We start from the raw sequence: 16,662 nt of genomic DNA on the forward strand, positions 1-16,662 counted from the left end.
GGATGCTCCTAAGCGACCAGGTAGGAGGCGGTCACGGCGAGCAGGGCCAGGGCGAACGACCCCGCCAGCAACTCGGGCACCCGGAACAGGCGCACCTTGGCGAGGAAGACCTCGCCGACGCTGAGCAGGGCGCCGAGCACGAGCACCTTCACGGTGACGGCGGCCAGGCCGACGAGCACGCCCGCCACGGAGAAGTCGGTCAGAACGCCCCAGGGCAGGATCAGGTTGCTGAGCAGGCCGAGCAGGGCGGCGAGCTTGAGCCAGGAGCCCAACTCGAGCCAGGCCAGGTCGCGCCCGGACGCCTCGAGAACCATGGCCTCGTGCAGCATTGTCAGTTCGAGGTGGGTGGAGGGGTTGTCGATCGGCAATCGGCTGGTTTCGGCCATGATGGCGATGGCCAGGGCGACCATCGCGAGCAGGCTCACGGGTGAGATGATCACCGCCGGGTTCTCCAGCCGGGTCTCCACGATCAGCGACAGGGTGGAGGTGCCGGCCGGGATGGACAGCGCGTAGACCGCCAGCAGCAGGGTTGGTTCGACCAGGGCGGCCACGGTCATGTGCCGGCTGGAACCCATCCCGCCGAACGCGGTTCCCGCGTCCAGGCCGACCAGGGCCAGGGCCACCACGCCGATCAGCATGATCGAGACGATGACGAAGAGGTCGCTCGGCACCAGCGGCAACGGCAGCGTGCCGACGAGGGGCAGCAGCACGCAGAGCAGCAGGCTGGAGACGAGGAGGGCGACCGGGCCGACCGTGAGCATCCAGCTGCTGTCCGCCGCACGCACCGGGTCCTTGGCAACGAGCTTGCGCACGTCGCGCCACGGTTGCCAGAGGCCGGAACCCGCCCGCCCCTCAAGCCTGGCCCGCACCTGGCGGATCACGCCGATCAGCAGGGGAGCGAGGAACACGAAGAGCGCGAGTTGCAGCAGGGCGATCGGGATCGCCGCGAGGTTCACAGCGCCCGATATCACAGCGACACCACGATCAGCACGACGAGCAGGGCAAGGAAGGAATAGGACAGGTAACGGTGAATGCTGCCGTTCTGCGCCCGCCGGGCGCGAACGCCGAACCGTTGGGCGAGGATGAGCACGGGGCGGTAGAGCCGGGTCTCGATCACGTCGGAGACACTCTGCTCGACGTGGACGCGTTCGACCAGGTAGCGGGACTCGCCGACGTGGGTGACCTCGACGTCGCGGGTGGGGCGGAGCACGTCGTCGAAGACCCGCACCAGGGGCTCGGCGTAGGAGGTCGCGGTGTACTGCATCCGTGGGCGCAGCCGGGAACCGCCGCCGGCCCAGGGCAGGGGCGACACTCGGGTGGGGTGGCGCCTCGCCGAGGCGAGCACGGCCATCAGCACGGGGACGAGCAGGACGGCGGCGAGGGCGAGGAGGGTGGTCGGGTCCAGCACCACGTCGATTCCGCGGGCGTCGATGCCGGCCAGTCCGATCGTGCGCACGTCCGGCCTGAACGCCGGTCCGAGTGCCGAGGCGAGTGCCTCGGCGAGCGGGCCGGGCAGCAGGCCGAGCCCGACCACGAGGATGGCGCCGATGGCGAGCGGGACGCGCATGATCACGGGGACCTCGCGGGCCTGCTTCGCCTTCACGGAGCGGGGGCGGGCGAGGAAGGCGATGCCGTAGGCCTTGACGAAGGTGAGCAGGGCCAGCCCGGCGGTGAGGGCGATCACGGCGACGGCGAGCGGCATGGCGACGGATGCCGTGACGGAGACGACCTCCCCGCCGACCCGGGAGCCGTGCACCAGGGCCTGCAGCAGCATCCACTCGGCCACGAAACCGCCGGTGACCGGCAGGGCGGCGGCGCCGAGGGCGGCCGCTCCGAAGGCCGCGGCGGTCCACGGCATCCGGCTGCCGAGACCGCCGAGCCGGTCGAGGTTCATCTCACCGGTGGACCGGGCCACCGCACCGGCGCCGAGGAACAGCGTGGCCTTGAACGCGGCGTGGCTGACCATCAGCAGCAGTGCGGCCAGGAGGGCGGCATCGGCGGCGCCGGTCGCGTGGTCGCCGCGCAGCAGCACCGAGGCGCCGAGGCCGAGGAAGACCAGGCCCATGTTCTCGGTGGTGGAGTAGGCGAGCAGAACCTTGAGGTTGCTGGCCACCGAGGCCTGCAGGATCCCATAGAGCGCCGACACGGCGCCGAGGGCCATGACCAGCACGCCCCACCAGGCCGGTCCGTTCGGCAGCAGCCGCACGCAGACCAGGAGGGCGCCGTAGACGCCGATGTTGACCATCGCGCCACTCATCGCGGCGGCGACATGGCCGGGGGCCTCCGGTAGCACCCGCGGAACCCAGACGTGCAGGGGGACGAGTTCCGCCTTGCCACCGAAGCCGAGAAGGAGCAGCACGAAGGCCAGGCTCGCCTGCCAGGATGCGGGGTCGAGCGTCGCCAGCGCCGCGAAGCCGGTTCCGCCGGTGACGCCGGCCAGCACCGCGAAACCGGCCACCACGAAGAAGAAGCTCAGCTGGCTCATCGCCGAGTACCAGACCAGCGCGGATGCGACCGTGCCGCGGGTCGCGTGGTGGGCCAGCAGCAGCGCCGTCGAGCCCAGTGTCATGATCTCCCAGAACAACAGGAACGACACGACATCGGTGGCGGCCGGCACCAACTGCATCCCGAACAGGAACACGGCCATCGACACCCAGGCGGTGCGGGACGCGGAGGCGACCCTGGCCGAGCCGATGCCGAACAGCGAGGCGAGCAGGCCGACCACGGACACGACGAGCATGACCAGGCCGCCGAGGCGGTCGGGGGAGAGGACGAGCGGGTCCAGGGGCAGGGCGGTGGGGATGGTCAGCGAACCCCGACCGCCGAAGAGTGCGAGCGCGCCGGTGACGACACCGGCCCCGGCGAGCAGGGCGCAGAGGATGCCGCTCACCCGCGAGCGCCACCGTGACGAGGTGAGTAGGGCAGCGGCGACGGCGGTGAGCATCAGGAGAACCTGGCCGAGCATCCCGGCCGCGACGCTGGTCATCGGCCGGTCATCCGGCGTAGGGCCTCGACGATGAGGGCGGGGGCCGGCGGGTTGCCGGGCACGGAGAGGTCGACGTGAACGAAGTCGGACACCACTCCGGCGATCCCGTAGCCCGCCGCAAAGACGCCGCCGGTGAGGGCGCAGTCCCCGACCGCGATGACGAAGCGCGGGGTGGGGGTGGCGTCGACCGTGCGCCGGAGCGGCTCGATCATGTTCCGGGTCACCGCGCCCGTGATCAGCAGCACATCGGCGTGCCGCGGCGAGGCCACCAGCCGGATGCCGTAACGCTCCACGTCGTAGACCGGGCCGAAGGCGCTCGCTACCTCCTGGGCGCAGTCGTTGCAACCGCCGGCGTTGACGAACCGCACCTGCACGCTGCCGCCGAAGACCTCGGCGCCTCTGAAAAGGTCGGGGGCCGGCGGGGCAGCCTCGGCGATGCGTCCGCTCTGCCTGATCAGGCGGGTCAGGCGCGTGACGCTCACCTCAGGCCCCGGTAATCGGGTGGATGCTGGCTGTCATCGCGTTCTCGGTTCTCGCGGCCGCTGGTGCGCTGGGCGCTCGCCCTTCATTGACAGTAGCAGCGCGGACCCGGCGGGCATCAGGTCGAACGTCACGCTAAACATCATTACTTCTTTATATGCCTATATGATGGATTTGTCAAATAGATGTGTCGAAATGTGGCCGCGCTCGCGAGCGCCGCGCCCAAATCGGCGGGATGCGCCCGCAGGCGCGGGCGCGCCCTGCGGATTCGGGCGCGGGCTGGGCGGGCGCGCGGTCCGGGGCCGGGGGCCGGGGGCCGGGGGCCGGGCTAGGTGTCTGTGCGGTCCGCAGCGGCGTTGCGGCCGACGCCGGCGTCGCGTCCGGCACGGTCCAGCAGCGGGGTGACCCGGTAGGGGATGAGCTCGCCCATGGCGAGCGACGTCTCGGTGCGATCGACGCCTTCGCAGGCGAGAATGGTGCCGTCGATCCGGAAGAGATCGTCGGCATCCGTGCAGACCACCCGCACCAGGATGTCGGTCGGGCCGCTCATGCCGTGCGCCTGCACGATCTCCGGGATGAGGGTGAGCTCGGCGATGATCTGGGCGAGGCGTTTCTGCTGCACGTGCACCTCGATGAACGCGGTCAGCGGGTAGCCGAGGGCGACCGGGCTGATCCGGCGGTCAAAGGAGAGGAACGCCTTCGACTCCTCGAGCCTGGCCATCCGGGCCTGGACGGTGTTCCGGGAGAGCCGGAGCTGCTGGGCGAGGGCGACGAAGGTGCTGCGCGGATCGACGCACAGGGCGCGGAGCAACTGTAGGTCGACTCTGTCCAGGCTGTGCATAGTGCACGAGATTAGCACGCAGAAGGACCCCTGAATAGAGCAGAATGCCCAGTCTCTCTCGAGATGGTTGTGCTCCGTGCCGCGTGAACGTACGCTCTCAACAACTTCGGCAACGACGCTGGGAGCGGCTCACAATGTCAGACTCATTCACGGGGTACACCCCCGCCAATCTCTTACAGCTCGTGTCACCGGATGGCGCGCGGGTGGCATCGGACACGGCCGATCCCTGGCTGGAGGATGTCTCTGCTGCGGACCTCGTCGGCCTGTACCAGGACATGGTCGTCGTGCGACGGATCGACACCGAGGCGACGGCGCTGCAGCGGCAGGGGGAGCTCGGCCTGTGGCCGCCGCTGCTCGGCCAGGAGGCCGCCCAGGTCGGCTCGGCCAGAGCCCTCCGCCCCGACGACTTCGTCTTCACCAGCTACCGCGAGAACGCCGTGGCGTGGTGCCGCGGGGTCAGCCTGACCGACATCGTGCGGGTGTGGCGCGGCAACGCGCAATCCGGCTGGGACCCGTACTCCGTTGGCATGGCGGCGCCGGCGATCATCATCGGCGCGCAGACCCTCCATGCCACCGGATGGGCCCTCGGCGCCAAGTTCGACGGCACCGACTCGGTGGCGGTGGCCTACTTCGGCGACGGTGCCACGAGTGAGGGCGACGTGAGCGAGGCTCTGGTCTTCGCCGCCAGCTTCCAGGCGCCGGTCGTCTTCTTCTGCCAGAACAACCAGTGGGCGATCTCCGAGCCGGTCGGCCTCCAGTCCCGTGCCAACCTGGTCGACCGGGCGCTCGGCTTCGGTATCCCCGGCATTCGGGTCGACGGCAACGACGTGCTCGCCGTTCTCGCGGCCACCCGGATTGCGCTGGACCGCGCCCGCACCGGCGGGGGGCCGACGTTCATCGAGGCGGTCACCTATCGGATGGGGCCGCACACCACGGCCGACGATCCCACCCGCTATCGTCCGGCCGCCGAGCTGGAGGAATGGAAGGCCAAGGACCCGATCCTGCGGGTCGAGCGGTTGCTGGACTGGGGGGGGCTCCTCACCGCCGAGCTCGTCGCCCAGACCACGGGACTGGCGGATGCCGCGGCCGCCGAGCTGCGGGCCGGCTGCATCGGCCTGGCCGACCCGGAGCCGCTCACGGTCTTCGACCACGTCTTCGCCACCCCCAACGCCACCCTCGACCGTCAGCGGACCGAGTACGCCCACTACCTGGCAAGTTTCGAAACCACCGGAGGGAACGCGTGATGACCATGACCGCCATGACGAGGCCGACGGCATCCGCCCCACTCGGCCAGACGACCGGCGCCGGCGGCGATGCCCGGGAGCCTGTGGCCGCGCCGCGCACCCCGGAGCCGCTGGAAACGACGACCACCCTGACCATGGCCAAGGCGATCAACGCCGGACTCCGTCAGGCCATGCTCGACGACCCGAAGGTGGTGCTGCTCGGCGAGGACATCGGCCTGCTCGGCGGCGTCTTCCGGGTGACCCAGGACCTGCTCGCCGAATTCGGCGCGCGCCGGGTGATCGACACGCCGCTGGCCGAGTCCGCGATCATCGGCACCGCGGTCGGCCTTGCCTACCGCGGTTACCGCCCTGTCTGCGAGATTCAGTTCGACGGGTTCATCTTCCCCGGCTTCGACCAGATCGTCAGCCAGGTGGCCAAGCTGCACTACCGCAGCCAGGGCCGGGTGAGCATGCCGATCACCATCCGGGTGCCGTTCGGTGGCGGAATCGGCGCGGCGGAGCACCACTCGGAGTCGCCGGAGGCCTACTTCACCCACACCTCCGGGCTGCGCGTGGTCGCGGTCTCCAACCCGCAGGACGCCTACGGCCTCATCCGCCAGGCGATCGCCTCGGATGACCCGGTGCTCTACTTCGAACCCAAGCGCCGCTACCACGTCAAGGGCGAGGTCTCGCCGGAGCTCGGCCAGCCGATGGAGCGCGCGGCGATCGTCGCCGCGGGCACCGACGTCACCCTGCTCTGTTATGGGGCGCTGGTGACCACGGCGAGGGATGCCGCGCTCGCCGCGTCCGACGAGGGCGTCTCGGTCGAGGTCATCGACCTGCGCTCGCTCTCCCCGGTGGACTACGAGACCATCGAGGCCTCCGTGCGGAAGACCGGCCGACTCGTCATCACCCACGAGGCCGCCCGCTCAGGGGGGCTCGGCGGGGAGATCGCGGCGGTGATCACCGAACGCTGCTTCGACTACCTCGAGGCCGCGCCCGTGCGGGTCACCGGCTTCGACATCCCGTATCCGGCGGCGAAGCTGGAGAGCCACCACCTGCCCGACCTCGACCGGATCCTCGATGGCGTCGACCGCGCATTGGGGCGTCGGCGATGATCAAGGTGTTCCGGCTCCCCGACCTCGGCGAGGGGCTGACCGAGTCCGAGATCGTGGCCTGGCGGGTGGCGCCGGGCGACACCGTCGAGTTGAACCAGCTCATCGCCGACGTGGAGACCGCCAAGGCCGTCGTCGAACTCCCGTCGCCGTTCGCCGGCGTCGTCCACGAACTGCACCAACAGCCGGGAACGGTCGTGCATGTCGGCGAGCCGATCGTCTCATTCGAGGTGGCCGGCACCGAACCGGCCGGCACCGAACCGGCCGGCACCGAGGGTGCCGGCCGTGCGGGCGGCGCGGCGGCGAGCGACCCGCCCGGCCAGGCGAGCGCCGCGGCCCCGGCGGAGGAGCGCGAGGCCGTGCTCGTCGGCTACGGTGCCGCGCCGGAACGCCAGGGCAGGCCGCACCGGCGCGCCCGCACCGGTGCCGAGGCTGACCTGACGGAGCCGGCCACGGTTGAAGCGCTGGAGCCCGCCGCGACTGCCGCGGTTTCGGAGCCCGCCGCGACCAGGCCGCGCTCGACCCCGCCCGTTCGCGCCTTGGCCAGGGGACTCGGCATCGAACTTTCCCAGGTCACCGGAACCGGACCCACCGGCCTGATCACCAGGGAGGACGTGCAGGCCCGGAGCGACCGGTCCGCCCCGGAGTCCGCCCCGGAATCCGTCGCGGACCCGGCAGCGGGGGAACGGGAAACCCGCAGCCCGATCCGGAGCGTGCGCAAGCACACCGCGGCGGCGATGGTGCGGAGCGCCTTCACCGCGCCGCACGTCACCGAGTTCCTCACCGTCGACGTCACGCCGACCATGGACCTGATCGAGTCGCTCAGGACGAACCGGGCGTTCCAGGGAGTGCGGATCGGCATCCTCGCCGTCGTGGCGAAGGCGCTCTGCCTGGCCGTCGCCCGTAACCCGAGCGTGAACACCCGGTGGGACGAGGCGGCCGGGGAAATCGTGCAGTACCACTACGTCAACCTCGGGATCGCGGCCGCGACGCCGCGCGGACTGCTCGTGCCCAACATTCCGGATGCCGACCGGCTCGGCCTCGCCGACCTCGCCGCGGCGCTCGCCGGGCTGACCGAGACGGCCAGGGCCGGCACAACGGCCGCGGAGTCGCTCCGCGGCGGAACCATCTCGATCACCAACGTCGGGGTCTTCGGCATCGACGCCGGAACGCCGATCCTCAACCCGGGCGAGGCGGCCATTCTGGCCCTCGGCGGCATCCGTCGCCAACCGTGGGAGCACCGCGGCGAGATCGCGCTGCGCCAGGTGATGACGCTCAGTCTGTCCTTCGACCACCGGCTGGTCGACGGTGAGCAGGGCGCCAGATTCCTCGTCGACGTCGGCACCATTCTGGCCGACCCGGCCATGGTCCTGACCATGGTCTAGCCGGGCCGGGACAGGTTGACCGGCCGCCGCCTTCGGAGCACAGTGGGGGCATGAGTCCAGCGCGCACCATCCTCAGCCCCGTCCAGACCGAGTCCGTGCTCGCCGGGGGTGCCTTCGTGCACCTGGACGGCACCCTGCACGGCGGCTTCAGCACCACCGACTTCGGCTCGGCGGCCCGTCTGGTCGCCGCGATCGCGGAGGCGGCGGATGCGATGAACCACCACCCGGAGGTTCGCCTCGGCTACGGCACCGTCGGCATCCGGCTGCACTCCCACGACGCCGGCGGGGTCACCGAGCGGGACCTCGCCCTGGCCCTGCGCTGCCAGGAGCTCGCCGATGCCCAGGGCGCCGAGCGCGCCCGGCCGGCCCCGGCCCGCTACGACGTGGCGATCGACAGCACCGACGCCGAGGTGATTCGTGCGTTCTGGCGGGTCGGGCTGGGCTACGTCGAACTCGACACGAGTGACGGCATCGAACTCGTCGACCCGCGCGGCGACGGCCCGAAGGTCTGGTTCCAGCACATGGAGATCGCCCGCACCGACCGCAACCGGATCCACCTCGACGTGTATCTGCCCACCAGTGACGCCGAGGATCGCGTGCGGGCGGTCATCGAGGCGGGCGGGGCGCTGCTCACCGACGAACACGCCCCCGACTGGTGGGTGCTGGCGGATGTCGACGGCAACGAGCTCTGCGTCTGCACCACGCCGTACTGAGCCGCCACCGCACCCGCCGCACGCCGTCCCGCGGGTGCTGCGCCGCTGCGCGGGTGGCGCAGCCCCCGCGCAGCGGCGTGCCGCCCGCGCAGCGAGCTCAGGCGGTTCCGGGGGCGACGGGTACGCCCAGGGCGGCGAGCGCCATCTCCTCGAGCACGGGCCGCACGGTGCGCGCCGACGAGGCCTGCATGCTGTGCGGAGTCGAGTTGAGCAGTCCGAACGTGGCCTGCGCCCTGATCCGCAACAGCTGCGCCTCAACCGCGGGGTGCACGCTGCCGAGCAGGCGCACCCACAGTTCCACATAGGCCCGCTGCAGGGCGCGCACCTCGTGGCGCTCGGTGTCGGCGAGGCTGTCCAGGTCCCGGTCCTGCACCCGGATGACGTCGGGATTGGCCAGGGCGAAGGCCAGGTGGAAGCGCACGAGCGAGCGGAGGGCCGCCGCGGCATCCGGTTCCGTGGCGACGACCGTGCGGCCGCCCGCGACGAGGTCGGCGCTCGCCCCGACCAGAAGCGCGGCGAGCACGGCCTGCTTGCCGCTGAAGTGCCGGTAGACCGCCGGGCCGCTCACACCGGCGGCCGCGCCCAGATCCTCAATCGACACGCCGTTGAAGCCCGAACGGGCGAAGAGCCCCGCGGCGGCCTCGAGCAGCGCCAGACGCCGGTCGGCCTTCGCCCGGCTGCGCGGCGTCGACGGCCCGGTGGACGGCGCAATCGTGGCCACGGGCGGCTCCTTTCCGGCAGAGGGTCTGGACTTCTCAGTTACGAACCGCTAACCTGAATTTTCGGTTAGTGATCACTAACTGTATCGGATGCGTGGCGAACTGTCTCCCGGTAATAAGGCCGGGAACCAGACCAGGTGTGCACGAACGGGAAGTCGTCGATGGAGACACTCGCGAGTCGGATCGACCCGACCAGTCCGGCATTCGCCGAGAACGACTCGGCCCAGCGCGCGCTCGTCGCCGATCTCCGGCAGCGCCTCGCCGTCGTGGCCCTCGGCGGCCCGGAGAAGTCCAGGCAACGCCACGTCGCCCGCGGCAAGCTCCTGCCCCGCGAACGCATCGACGCGCTCCTCGACCAGGGCAGCCCGTTCCTCGAGATCGCGCCACTGGCGGCCAACGGGCTCTATCAGGACGCCAGCCCCGGCGCGGGGATCATCGCCGGAATCGGCCTCGTGCACGGCCGCCCGGTTCTGGTCATCTCCAATGACGCCACCGTCAAGGGCGGCACCTACTACCCGATGACGGTGAAGAAGCACCTCCGTGCCCAGGAGATCGCCCTGGAGAACCGGCTGCCGTGCGTCTACCTCGTCGACTCCGGCGGGGCGTTCCTGCCCATGCAGGACGACGTCTTTCCCGACCGCGATCACTTCGGCCGGATCTTCTACAACCAGGCTCGGATGTCCGCGGCGAAGATCCCACAGATCGCCTCGGTGATGGGCTCGTGCACCGCCGGCGGCGCCTACGTGCCGGCGATGAGTGACGAGACGGTCATCGTGCGCGGGCAGGGCACCATCTTCCTCGGCGGGCCGCCGCTCGTGAAGGCCGCAATCGGAGAGATCGTCACCGCGGAGGAACTCGGCGGTGGTGAACTGCACTCGACGACGTCCGGCGTCACCGACCACCTCGCCGAGAACGATCGGCACGCCCTGCAGATCGTGCGCGATATCGTCGACACCCTGCCGCGGCCGCTCGCCCCGGCCTGGGAGGTGCGGCCGCCGGTCGCCCCCCTGGCCGACGAGTCGGAACTCTACGGCGCCGTCCCCGTCGACGTGCAGGGCCGCTACGACGTGCACGAGGTGATCGCCCGGATCGTCGACGGCAGCGAGTTCCACGAGTTCAAGAAGGAGTACGGCAGCACCCTGATCACCGGCTTCGCGCACCTCCACGGCCATCCCGTCGGCATCGTGGCCAACAACGGGGTGCTGTTCTCCGAGTCGGCACAGAAGGGCGCCCACTTCATCGAACTCTGCGACCAGCGCGGCATCCCGCTGATCTTCCTGCAGAACATCTCCGGCTTCATGGTCGGCCGGGACTACGAGGCGGGCGGCATCGCCAAACACGGCGCGAAGATGGTTACCGCCGTCGCCAGCACCCGGGTGCCCAAGCTCACGGTCGTGATCGGCGGGTCGTTCGGCGCCGGCAACTACTCCATGTGCGGCCGGGCCTACTCGCCGCGGTTCCTCTGGATGTGGCCGGGAAGCCGCATCTCCGTGATGGGCGGCCCGCAGGCGGCATCCGTGCTCGCCACCGTGAAGCGCGAGCAGTTGGAGGCGGCCGGCGGGCAGTGGTCGGCCGAAGAGGAGGCCGCGTTCAAGGCCCCGATCACCGAGCAATATGACCACCAGGGCAGCCCGTACTATTCGACGGCCCGGCTCTGGGACGACGGGGTCATCGATCCGGCCGACACCCGCACCGTGCTCGGCCTCGCCCTCGGCATCGTGGCCGCCGTCCCTCTGCCGGAGACCGCCTTCGGTCTCTTCCGGATGTGAGAGAGACCATGACAACCTTCGACACCGTGCTCGTCGCCAACCGGGGCGAGATCGCCTGCCGCATCATCCGCACCCTGCAGAGGCTCGGCATCCGCGCCGTCGCCGTCTACAGTGACGCCGACCGGGACGCCAAACATGTCGGGCTGGCGGATGTCGCGGTGCGGCTCGGGCCCGCGAAGGCCTCGCTCAGCTACCTCAACCCCGAGGCGATCCTGGGCGCCGCGCGGTCCACCGGTGCGCAGGCGATCCACCCCGGCTACGGCTTCCTCAGCGAGAACCAGGCCTTTGCCCAGGCCTGCGCCGCCGCCGGTGTCGTCTTCATCGGGCCCAGCGTGCACGCGCTCACCGTGATGGGCGACAAAATCCGCTCCAAGAACCATGTCGCCGAGTCCGGGGTGCCCGTCATCCCCGGGGTGTCCCTGCCCGGCCAAACCGACGACCAGCTCACGAAGGCCGCGCCGGACATCGGCTACCCGATGCTGATCAAACCCTCGGCCGGCGGTGGCGGCAAGGGCATGCTGCGCGTCGATCGCCCGGAGGAACTCGCGGCCGCGCTTGTGACCGCCAGGCGAGTGGCGGCCGGGGCCTTCGGCGACGACACCCTGCTGATCGAACGTTTCGTCAGCACCCCCCGCCACATCGAGGTGCAGGTGCTCGCCGACGCCCACGGCGGCGTCATCCACCTCGGCGAACGCGAATGCTCGCTCCAGCGCCGGCACCAGAAGGTCATCGAAGAGGCGCCGTCGCCGCTCCTGGACGAGGCCACCCGCGCCCGGATCGGCGAGGCCGCCTGCTCGGCCGCCTTGAGCGTCGGGTACACCGGAGCCGGCACGGTCGAGTTCCTCGTCTCCGATGCGGCTCCCGATGAGTTCTTCTTCATGGAGATGAACACCCGGCTCCAGGTGGAGCACCCGGTCACCGAGATGATCACCGGCATCGACCTGGTCGAATGGCAGGTGCGCGTGGCCGCGGGGGAGCCGCTCGCCCACCGGCAGGAGGACATCGTGCTGACCGGGCACGCGATCGAGGCCCGGGTCTACGCGGAGAACCCCGAGCGCGGTTTCCTGCCGACCACGGGCACCGTGCTGGCCCTTCGAGAGGCCCACGGCGACGGCATCCGAGTGGACAGCGCCCTGATCGCCGGCCTCGTCGTGTCCGCCGACTACGACCCGATGCTGGCCAAGGTGGTCGCCTGGGCGCCCGACCGCGTCGGGGCACTCGCCCGGCTAGACCGCGCCCTCGCCGACACCCTCGTGCTCGGGCTGCGCACCAACCTGGAATACCTGCGGCTGCTCGTGCGGGACAAGGACGTGGCCGCCGGCCGCCTCGACACGGGCCTGATCGAGCGCAAGCTGCCCGGGCTCGCGTTTCGCACCATCGACGACCACGTGCTGGCCGCCGCCGCCCTCTTCCTGCACCGGGCGGCCTGGTCCGTCCCGTCCGGCGCCGACCCGGCCTGGTCGCGACCGACGGGCTGGCGGATGGGCCCGCACGTTGCCACCCGATACGTCCTGGCCACGAGCCCGACCGAGGTCGTCACCGTGGCCGTCCTGGGGGCCCCCGGCGGGGCATCCGTCTCGATCGACGGCCGGACGGCCGTACCGGCGAGCCTCGGGGTGGCGAGGAGCGGTCCGGTGAGGACCCCGGCGAGCGGCGGGGAACAATCCTTCCGCGTCGAGGTCGCGGGCGTCAGCCGGGTGTTCACCATTGCCGCAGACGGCGCCAGACTCTGGATCGGTGCCGACGGTTTCTCGGTTGACGTCGTGCAGCGCACGGGAGCGGAGACCCTCGCCGACGAGCTCGCCGGGCTGGGCCGGGTCGCGGGGGCGGCCAGCCCGGACGTGCGTTCGCCGATGCCGGGAACCGTGGTCGCCGTGCACGCGGCGAGCGGAGACCGCGTCACCGTCGGACAGGCCATCCTCTCGGTGGAGGCCATGAAGATGGAGCACCAACTCACCGCGGCCACCGCGGGAATCGTCACCGTCACCCTCAAACCCGGCGACCTGGTCAAACTCGACCAGATCGTCGCCACGGTCGCCGGCGCGCCAGACCCGGATGCGCCGGAACCCGACACCGCCACCGTCAACGCAGACAAGGGAGCACCACAATGAGCCACGAACTGACCGAGGACAACCAGAAGCTGCAGGCCATGGTGCGCGACTTCGCCGACACGGTCGTCGCTCCCGCCGCGTACGAGTACGACACCAAGCGCGCCGTGCCCTACGGGATCATCGCCGAAATGGGGGAGATGGGCCTGTTCGGCCTGCCGTTCCCCAGGGAGTACGGCGGTCAGGGCCGCGACTACTTCGCCCTCTGCCTCGCCGTCGAGCAGCTCGCGCGCGTCGACCAGAGCATCGCCGTCACCCTCGAGGCCGGCGTGGGCCTCGGCATCATGCCGGTGTACCGCCGGGGTACCGAGGCGCAGAAGCAGGAGTGGGTGCCGCGCCTGGCCAGCGGATCCGCGCTCGCCGCGTTCGGCCTCACCGAGGCGGATGCCGGCTCCGACGCCGCGGGCACCAAGACCACCGCCGCCCTCGAGGGCGGGGACTGGGTCATCAACGGCACCAAGCAGTTCATCACCAACTCGGGCTCCGAGATCACCCGGCTGGTCACCGTCACCGCCGTCACCGGGGAGCAGACCAGACCGGACGGTTCGGTCAAGAAGGAGCTCACCGCGATCCTCGTCCCGACGCCCACTCCCGGCTTCACCGCGCTCCCGGCCTACGACAAGGTCGGCTGGCACACCTCCGACACCCACCCGCTCGTCTTCGACAATGTTCGCGTGCCGGAGGCGAACCTCCTCGGGGAGCGGGGCCGCGGTTTCGCGAACTTCGTGCAGACCCTCGACGAGGGACGAATCGCCTTCGCCGCGCTCTGCACCGGGGCCGCGCAGGGCTGCCTCGAGGAGTCCATCCGCTACGCGAACAGCCGCAACGTCTTCGGCCGGTCGATCGGGTCGAACCAGCACATCGCGTTCAAGATCGCCCGGATGCAGGCGCGCGTGCACACCGCCCGCCTGGCCTGGCACGACGCGGCGCTGAAGATGGTCAACGGGCAGCCCTTCAAAATGGAGGCATCCATTGCCAAGATGGTGGGCAGCGAAGCGGCGATGGACAACGCGCGTGACGCCACCCAGATCTTCGGCGGCTACGGCTTCATGAACGAGAACCCCGTCGCCCGGCACTACCGCGACTCCAAGGTGCTCGAGCTCGGCGAGGGCACCACGGAGGTCCAACTCATGGTGATCTCGCGGGCACTGGGCTTCACCGGCTAGGAGGGACCGAGAATGATCGACGAACGCCGCACCATCGAACAGCGCGGGCTGTACTACGAGGAGTTCGACCTCGGGGTGCGCTACCTGCACCGGCCGGGTCGCACGGTCACGGAGGCCGACAACGTGCTCTTCAGCACCCTGACCATGAACGGCCAGGCGCTGCACCTTGATGCGGCCTGGGCGGCGACCCAGCCGTTCGGACAGCGACTGGTCAACTCCATGTTCACCCTGTCCACCCTGGTCGGCAGCTCGGTCGCCCAGCTCACCCAGGGCACGATCGTGGCGAACCTCGGTTTCGCCGAGGTGACCTTCCCGCATCCGTTGTTCCACGGTGACACGCTCTACTCGGAGACCATTGTGACCGCAAAACGGCTGTCCGCGTCACGGCCCGGCCAGGGCATCGTCACGCTCGGCCACACCGGGCGCAACCAGTCCGGCGACGTGGTGGCGACCGCCGTGCGCACCGTGCTCGTCTGGTGCGAGGAGGAGGCGCCGTGAGCTTCGACCTCGGACCGGCGCTCCTGTTCTGCCCCGCGGACCGGCCCGACCGCTACCGCAAGGCGGCCGACCGGGCCGACGCGGTGATCATCGACCTCGAAGACGCTGTCCTGCCGCACAACCGGGCCAGGGCCAGAGGCGCGCTGATCGCGCATCCGCTCGACCCGGAACGCACCATCGTGCGGGTCAACCCTGGCGGCACGCCCGACTTCGCCCTCGACCTCGAAGCGCTGGACGAGACCGCCTACCGCACGGTGATGCTGCCCAAGACCGTCGACGCGGCACAACTGCGCCGGCTCGCCCGGTTCGAGGTGATCGCGCTCTGTGAGACCGCAGCCGGGGTGCTCGCGGCCCCCTCGATCGCGGCCGAACCCAATGCGGTCGCGCTGATGTGGGGCGCGGACGACCTCGTTGCCTCTCTCGGCGGAAGCTCGAGCCGGTTCGCAGACGGCAGCTACCGGGCCATCGCCCGGTACGCCCGCTCGGCCGTGCTGCTGGCCGCCGGGGCGCATGGGAAGGCGGCGGTGGACGGGGTATTCCTGGCCATCCCCGACCTGGCCGGCCTGGCGGCCGAGGTCGCCGACGCCGTGGCGAGCGGTTTCCGGGCCACCGCGTGCATCCACCCCAGCCAGGTCTCGGTGATCCGGGATGCCTTCCGGCCCACCGCCGAGGAGGTCGCCGCGGCCTGGGCGATCCTGGAGGCGGCCGCCGGCGAGGACGGCGTGTTCGCGTACCAGGGGCGGATGATCGACGCCCCGCTGCTCCGGCACGCCGAGGCCGTGCTGCGCCGCGCCGCGCCCACCGACCCGAGCGGGCTCACCACCGACTAATCCCCGGCCCTCACTCCGCCGAACTGTGAGTTGTGCACGGTGTTGGCCGGCGAAACGGTACACAAGTCACAGTTCGGCGAAGGAGTGCGGCGGGGGAGATGGGCGGGGAGTGGTCAGGCGGCCCTGGATGCCAGGGTGTTCTCGATCGCCCGGACAACCTCGTCTGAGCCCGGTTCGACGGTCGAGGCGAATCGGTCAACGATTTCCCCGGTCGGGCTGACCAGGAACTTCTCGAAGTTCCACTTGATCAGCCCGGGGAGCAGGCCGGACTTGAACTGGGTGAGCTGGGCGTAGAGCGGGTGCTGGTGCTTGCCGCGCACGTCGACCTTCTCGGTCAGCGGGAACGTCACGCCGAAGTTCAGCTGGCAGAACGACTCGATCGACGCCGCGTCGCCGGGCTCCTGGCCCATGAACTGGTTGCAGGGCAGGCCGAGCACGACCAGGCCATCGTCCGCGTACTTCTGGTAGAGCGCCTCGAGGCCGGCGTACTGCGGTGTGAACCCGCACTTCGAGGCAACGTTGACGATCAGGACCGTCTTGTCCCTGAACTGGCCGAAGGTGGTTTCGGTTCCATCGATGAGGGTGAGCGGGGTCTCGTAGAGCGCTGCGGCTGACATATTTGGAGACTATCGATTTCCGCTTCGAGAACGCTGGGCAGTTGCTGGGGGAATCCCCGCAGGCAACCGTCGGACCGCTCCGGGACCGGCGTGCGGTAGGCTGGAGAGTCGCCATCATCACGCCTGCCGGCACCGGCGGCCACGCGATCGTGGCAGAGCCGCCGGCGCGAGTCGGCCCAGGCACCGTTGCCAGTCGGGCCTGTAGCCCGGCC

15 protein-coding genes are annotated in these 16,662 nt (G+C 70.6%); 9 read left to right on the forward strand and 6 right to left on the reverse strand.

Annotated features, from left to right (window positions below; genetic code table 11):
• Window positions 1-8: 8 nt before the first annotated feature.
• The 4 genes from QMG61_RS09465 to QMG61_RS09480 form a co-directional block, all read right to left on the reverse strand.
• On the reverse strand, window positions 9-971 hold the full coding sequence (locus QMG61_RS09465; RefSeq protein WP_283494098.1) for a respiratory chain complex I subunit 1 family protein: 963 nt from the start codon (window positions 969-971) through the stop codon (window positions 9-11).
• Entirely contained in the window at window positions 968-2,986 is a 2,019-nt protein-coding gene (locus tag QMG61_RS09470; protein WP_283494099.1) for a proton-conducting transporter transmembrane domain-containing protein, read from the reverse strand. Before QMG61_RS09470 ends, QMG61_RS09465 begins: the two co-directional genes overlap by 4 nt.
• Window positions 2,983-3,468, reverse strand: a complete 486-nt coding sequence (locus QMG61_RS09475) for an NADH-quinone oxidoreductase subunit B family protein (protein WP_283494100.1) — start codon at window positions 3,466-3,468, stop codon at window positions 2,983-2,985. Before QMG61_RS09475 ends, QMG61_RS09470 begins: the two co-directional genes overlap by 4 nt.
• Before the next feature lie 326 nt (window positions 3,469-3,794).
• Complete coding sequence (locus tag QMG61_RS09480) at window positions 3,795-4,307, reverse strand: Lrp/AsnC family transcriptional regulator (RefSeq protein ID WP_283494101.1); 513 nt, start codon at window positions 4,305-4,307, stop codon at window positions 3,795-3,797.
• Window positions 4,308-4,441: 134 nt separating this feature from the next.
• Here QMG61_RS09480 and pdhA point away from each other — a divergent pair, with 134 nt between their 5' ends.
• From pdhA to QMG61_RS09500, 4 genes are all read left to right on the forward strand, one after another.
• The gene (gene pdhA, locus QMG61_RS09485; RefSeq protein ID WP_283494102.1) at window positions 4,442-5,551 is read left to right on the forward strand and encodes a pyruvate dehydrogenase (acetyl-transferring) E1 component subunit alpha; all 1,110 of its coding nucleotides are present in this window, start codon (window positions 4,442-4,444) and stop codon (window positions 5,549-5,551) included.
• A 134-nt stretch (window positions 5,552-5,685) separates the two neighbouring features.
• The gene (locus QMG61_RS09490) at window positions 5,686-6,648 is read left to right on the forward strand and encodes an alpha-ketoacid dehydrogenase subunit beta (RefSeq protein ID WP_283494167.1); all 963 of its coding nucleotides are present in this window, start codon (window positions 5,686-5,688) and stop codon (window positions 6,646-6,648) included.
• Window positions 6,645-8,030 (forward strand): dihydrolipoamide acetyltransferase family protein, encoded by a 1,386-nt coding sequence (locus QMG61_RS09495; RefSeq protein WP_283494103.1) that lies wholly within the window; start codon window positions 6,645-6,647, stop codon window positions 8,028-8,030. The genes QMG61_RS09490 and QMG61_RS09495 overlap by 4 nt, the downstream gene beginning before the upstream one ends.
• Before the next feature lie 50 nt (window positions 8,031-8,080).
• Window positions 8,081-8,743, forward strand: coding sequence for a 4a-hydroxytetrahydrobiopterin dehydratase (locus QMG61_RS09500; RefSeq protein WP_283494104.1), 663 nt, complete (start codon window positions 8,081-8,083; stop codon window positions 8,741-8,743).
• 97 nt (window positions 8,744-8,840) lie between these two features.
• Here QMG61_RS09500 and QMG61_RS09505 read toward each other — a convergent pair whose 3' ends face one another.
• Window positions 8,841-9,464: a TetR/AcrR family transcriptional regulator gene (locus QMG61_RS09505; protein WP_283494105.1), complete on the reverse strand. Its 624-nt coding sequence runs from the start codon at window positions 9,462-9,464 to the stop codon at window positions 8,841-8,843.
• 159 nt (window positions 9,465-9,623) lie between these two features.
• Between QMG61_RS09505 and QMG61_RS09510 the strand changes: the two genes are divergently transcribed.
• From QMG61_RS09510 to QMG61_RS09530, 5 genes are read left to right on the forward strand one after another with little or no spacing between them, the layout of a single operon-like run.
• Window positions 9,624-11,231, forward strand: a complete 1,608-nt coding sequence (locus QMG61_RS09510; RefSeq protein WP_283494106.1) for a carboxyl transferase domain-containing protein — start codon at window positions 9,624-9,626, stop codon at window positions 11,229-11,231.
• An 8-nt stretch (window positions 11,232-11,239) separates the two neighbouring features.
• Window positions 11,240-13,342: an ATP-binding protein gene (locus QMG61_RS09515; RefSeq protein ID WP_283494107.1), complete on the forward strand. Its 2,103-nt coding sequence runs from the start codon at window positions 11,240-11,242 to the stop codon at window positions 13,340-13,342.
• A complete protein-coding gene (locus QMG61_RS09520; protein ID WP_283494108.1) occupies window positions 13,339-14,505 on the forward strand; it encodes an acyl-CoA dehydrogenase family protein in 1,167 nt (388 codons plus the stop codon). The genes QMG61_RS09515 and QMG61_RS09520 overlap by 4 nt, the downstream gene beginning before the upstream one ends.
• Before the next feature lie 12 nt (window positions 14,506-14,517).
• Window positions 14,518-15,003 (forward strand): MaoC family dehydratase, encoded by a 486-nt coding sequence (locus tag QMG61_RS09525; RefSeq protein WP_283494109.1) that lies wholly within the window; start codon window positions 14,518-14,520, stop codon window positions 15,001-15,003.
• Complete coding sequence (locus tag QMG61_RS09530) at window positions 15,000-15,833, forward strand: HpcH/HpaI aldolase/citrate lyase family protein (RefSeq protein ID WP_283494110.1); 834 nt, start codon at window positions 15,000-15,002, stop codon at window positions 15,831-15,833. Before QMG61_RS09525 ends, QMG61_RS09530 begins: the two co-directional genes overlap by 4 nt.
• Before the next feature lie 113 nt (window positions 15,834-15,946).
• Here QMG61_RS09530 and QMG61_RS09535 read toward each other — a convergent pair whose 3' ends face one another.
• On the reverse strand, window positions 15,947-16,450 hold the full coding sequence (locus tag QMG61_RS09535) for a glutathione peroxidase (protein ID WP_283494111.1): 504 nt from the start codon (window positions 16,448-16,450) through the stop codon (window positions 15,947-15,949).
• Window positions 16,451-16,662 lie beyond the last annotated feature (212 nt).

The sequence above is a fragment of the Cryobacterium sp. PH31-AA6 genome (genome assembly GCF_030063195.1).
GTDB lineage: Bacteria > Actinomycetota > Actinomycetes > Actinomycetales > Microbacteriaceae > Cryobacterium.

What these genes read in the sequence shown, in the direction of transcription:
- QMG61_RS09535 (WP_283494111.1), bottom strand. Translation starts at nt 16,450, where the DNA reads ATGTCAGCCGCAGCGCTCTACGAGACCCCGCTCACCCTCATCGATGGA.
- QMG61_RS09520 (WP_283494108.1), top strand. Translation starts at nt 13,339, where the DNA reads ATGAGCCACGAACTGACCGAGGACAACCAGAAGCTGCAGGCCATGGTG.
- QMG61_RS09490 (WP_283494167.1), top strand. Translation starts at nt 5,686, where the DNA reads ATGGCCAAGGCGATCAACGCCGGACTCCGTCAGGCCATGCTCGACGAC.
- QMG61_RS09495 (WP_283494103.1), top strand. Translation starts at nt 6,645, where the DNA reads ATGATCAAGGTGTTCCGGCTCCCCGACCTCGGCGAGGGGCTGACCGAG.
- QMG61_RS09500 (WP_283494104.1), top strand. Translation starts at nt 8,081, where the DNA reads ATGAGTCCAGCGCGCACCATCCTCAGCCCCGTCCAGACCGAGTCCGTG.
- QMG61_RS09525 (WP_283494109.1), top strand. Translation starts at nt 14,518, where the DNA reads ATGATCGACGAACGCCGCACCATCGAACAGCGCGGGCTGTACTACGAG.
- QMG61_RS09510 (WP_283494106.1), top strand. Translation starts at nt 9,624, where the DNA reads ATGGAGACACTCGCGAGTCGGATCGACCCGACCAGTCCGGCATTCGCC.
- QMG61_RS09515 (WP_283494107.1), top strand. Translation starts at nt 11,240, where the DNA reads ATGACAACCTTCGACACCGTGCTCGTCGCCAACCGGGGCGAGATCGCC.
- QMG61_RS09480 (WP_283494101.1), bottom strand. Translation starts at nt 4,307, where the DNA reads ATGCACAGCCTGGACAGAGTCGACCTACAGTTGCTCCGCGCCCTGTGC.
- QMG61_RS09470 (WP_283494099.1), bottom strand. Translation starts at nt 2,986, where the DNA reads ATGACCAGCGTCGCGGCCGGGATGCTCGGCCAGGTTCTCCTGATGCTC.
- pdhA (WP_283494102.1), top strand. Translation starts at nt 4,442, where the DNA reads ATGTCAGACTCATTCACGGGGTACACCCCCGCCAATCTCTTACAGCTC.